General features: G+C 49.9%; 2 protein-coding genes and 1 pseudogene. 2 read left to right on the top strand and 1 reads right to left on the bottom strand.

Translation table 11 applies throughout. The features are described 5' to 3' along the window. Both POG22_RS13740 and POG22_RS13735 read left to right on the top strand, forming a co-directional pair. Positions 1 to 132: pseudogene (locus tag POG22_RS13740) on the top strand (IS30 family transposase); the annotation flags it as partial. A 258-nt stretch (positions 133 to 390) separates the two neighbouring features. Then, complete coding sequence (locus POG22_RS13735) at positions 391 to 957, top strand: Uma2 family endonuclease (protein ID WP_498905862.1); 567 nt, start codon at positions 391 to 393, stop codon at positions 955 to 957. Between the two features lie 163 nt (positions 958 to 1,120). Here POG22_RS13735 and typA read toward each other — a convergent pair whose 3' ends face one another. After that, entirely contained in the window at positions 1,121 to 2,911 is a 1,791-nt protein-coding gene (gene typA, locus POG22_RS13730; protein ID WP_063719251.1) for a translational GTPase TypA, read from the bottom strand. Between the last annotated feature and the right edge of the window lie 337 nt (positions 2,912 to 3,248).

The following is a 3,248-nucleotide window of genomic DNA, read 5'->3' as shown; positions in this document are numbered from 1 at the left end:
ATCTTGTCACCGGATGCGGTAAAAAAAGCAGTAGATTTACTCAACGATCGTCCTCGAAAATCTCTTGACTATCGAACCCCTTCTGAGGTATTTTATAGTCAGGGATCGGAGACCGTTGCATTTCAAACTTGAATTGGCGTTATTAAAGCCGTAAATGACAATTTGTATAAAATCCGAAAGCAGGTGAAGTTTAAAGTAAAATCAAAGGAGCCAAATGGTTTTTGCTTAAACATCAAAAAAATCAAACAAAGACGAATTAGAAAAGCCATAGATCGTTTACAAACAGTCAAAACGTTTTTGAAAAGTTTATCAGTTTAAAGAAAATTTTAGAGAAATCTATGAAACAGTCAAAGATCCAGAGAGCGAGAAAAATAAATGGAGAGTTTTGATATGACTGTAACGATTCCCAAAAAATATAGTTTTGAAGAGTATCGATCGCATTCCATAAATCGCGATATAAAATGCGAATTCGTTAACGGATACTTGGTTGAAATGCCTCCCGCCAGCGGTTTACACGCGGATATCCTCGATTTTTTACAAGATGTTTTCAAACAAGAAATTCAAAAAACACATCGCGATTGGTTCGTTCGCCCTGGAACTATTGGTGTGAGAACGGGCGTTCAAAAATCGAGAATTCCAGATTTAGTGATTATCACGAACGCGCAACTTCAAGGGTTACGAAATCTTCCTTCTGCGATTCTCGAAGAACCGCCGATGCTGGTCGTGGAAATCGTCAGCCCTGGAAATCCTGAAGAGGATTATCGATACAAGCGTTCTGAATACGCTGCGTTGCAAATTCCTGAATATTGGATTTTCGATGCGATCGCCTCGAAAATTACGGTTTTAGAATGGGTTGAGGGACTGTACGAACCTCGAGAGTTTCAGGGGTCAGAAAAACTGGAATCGCCGACGTTTGAAGGCTTGGATTTGACGAGCGATCGCATCTTTTCTCAGTAGGCTGGGTGGAGTTCCAGCGAAACCCAACATTTAAGTGTAAATTTTCACGCCTCACCACCTCTCCAGATACCCCAGATCCCCGGCATCTCCAAGATGCCGGGGATCTTATACAGCAATTTACCGAAATGGGATGTTGCCGCGAATCATTTGATATGGCTATATCTTAACGACGCGCCAACTTCTTCGCAGGCATCTTCCGCAAGCGAATCGATTCCGGCGTCACTTCCACCAACTCTTCCGAAGTGATATACTCCAACGCCCGTTCCAACGTCATCTCCGCAGGGGCTTGCAACTGCACCAACTCGTCACCCGTCGAAGAACGGTGGTTCGTCAGTTGCTTCGTCTTACAAACGTTGAGGTCGAGGTCTTGCGGGCGGTTGTTTTCACCCACAATCATGCCCTTGTACACCTTCGTTCCCGGCGTAATAAAGAACACACCGCGATCTTCGCCGTTTTTCAAGGCGTAGAACGTGGCCACCCCTTCCTCAAAAGCGATGATGACCCCGTTGCGGCGAGTTTCTACGTCTCCCGACATCGAACGATACTCGAGGAAACTGTGGTTCATGATGCCGTCACCCCGCGTCAGGCGCATGAATTCACCTCGGAACCCGATCAAACCCCGCGCCGGAACCACAAATTCCAACTGAGAACGACCGCTTCCCATCCGCATATCCTGCATTTCGCCTTTGCGTTCGCCGAGGCGTTCCATGCAACCGCCAACCGCTTCTTCGGGAACGTCCAACACCAACAACTCGAACGGTTCGTAAGGCTGGCCGTTGACTTCGCGGAAAATCACCTGCGGCTGGGACACTTGGAATTCGTATCCTTCCCGACGCATAGTTTCGATGAGAATACCCAAGTGCAACTCCCCGCGTCCAGAGACAGCGAACTTGTCGGGGGAGTCGGTTTCGTCTACACGGAGGGCGACGTTAGTTTCCAGTTCTCGCATCAGGCGATCGCGCAGTTGACGGGAGGTCACAAACTGTCCTTCCTGTCCGGCGAACGGGGAATCGTTCACCAAGAACATCATCTGTAAAGTGGGTTCGTCTACACGAATCAGCGGTAAGGCTTTGGGTTCGTCGGGACAGGCGATCGTTTCGCCAATGTTGGCATCGTCAAACCCAGCCACGGCGACGATCGTTCCGGCGGTGGCTTCTTCGAGTTCCACGCGCGCCAGTCCTTCAAATCCCATCAGTTTGCTAATTTTGGATTTGACGGTACTGCCGTCTTCTTTGAGTAACGCCGCTTGCTGTCCGGCGCGAATCGTACCGTTGTGGACGCGGCCGATGACGATGCGACCTAAGTAATCGGAATAGTCGAGGGTGGTCACTTGCAGTTGTAGCGGTTTTTCGGGGTCGCCAATCGGCGGCGGAACGTTCCGTAAAATCGCCTCGAACAAGGGCTGCATATCTTCGCTGTCGTCGTCGGGATCTTCTTTGGCAAATCCCGATAATCCAGAGGCGAAGAGATAGGGAAAATCACATTGGTCGTCGTCTGCACCGAGGTCGATGAACAGGTCGAGGACTTTATCGACGGCACCGTAAGGATCGGTTTTGCCGCGATCGATCTTGTTGACGACGACGATCGGACGCAAACCTTTTTCTAAGGCTTTTTTCAAGACGAAACGGGTTTGCGGCATCGGCCCCTCGTTGGCATCGACGATGAGGATGCAGCCGTCTACCATGCCTAAAACTCGTTCGACTTCTCCACCGAAGTCGGCGTGTCCGGGGGTATCGACAATATTAATGAGAGTATCTTTGTAGCGAACTGCCGTGTTTTTCGACAGAATGGTGATGCCCCGTTCCCGTTCTAGGTCGTTCGAGTCCATCACGCAGTCCGGTACGTCCTCCCCTTCGCGGAAGATGCCGGATTGTTTGAGTAGGGCGTCAACCAGTGTTGTTTTGCCGTGATCGACGTGGGCGATGATTGCAACGTTGCGAATTGGGAGAGACATAAAAAGCGTCCAGACGGTGCGCTGTTAACAGAACGATAGATTTCTTCACAATCTTAACCGATCTGTTGACAAATCGATCTGAGGTTCGATCGCCTGTCGCCTTCACCCTCAATCCCTCTCCATCCCCTCTACCCCCCTTTCAAAGGGGGGCTGGCAGAGGGACTTTGAAGACATGGCTCCCCTTGTCCCGATATCGGGAGTATCTGTTTAGCGATGCTCACTCAGGTCGAAGCCTGCCAAGGCATGGCCTGGGCAACGAGGTCAATAAAGGAGTCGTCAGATTGGGCAGCCGTAGCCGCCAAGGAAGCTAAAATCTCCCAAGTGCGAGCGCCGGATT

Source organism: Geitlerinema sp. CS-897, assembly GCF_028368005.1.
GTDB lineage: Bacteria > Cyanobacteriota > Cyanobacteriia > Cyanobacteriales > Geitlerinemataceae > Baaleninema > Baaleninema simplex.
The sequence above is the reverse complement of the archived record's forward strand: the minus strand, read 5'-3'. Positions and strand labels throughout refer to the sequence as shown.

Coding starts and splice junctions, on each gene's coding strand:
- POG22_RS13735 (WP_498905862.1), top strand. CDS start 391: ATGACTGTAACGATTCCCAAAAAATATAGTTTTGAAGAGTATCGATCG.
- typA (WP_063719251.1), bottom strand. CDS start 2,911: ATGTCTCTCCCAATTCGCAACGTTGCAATCATCGCCCACGTCGATCAC.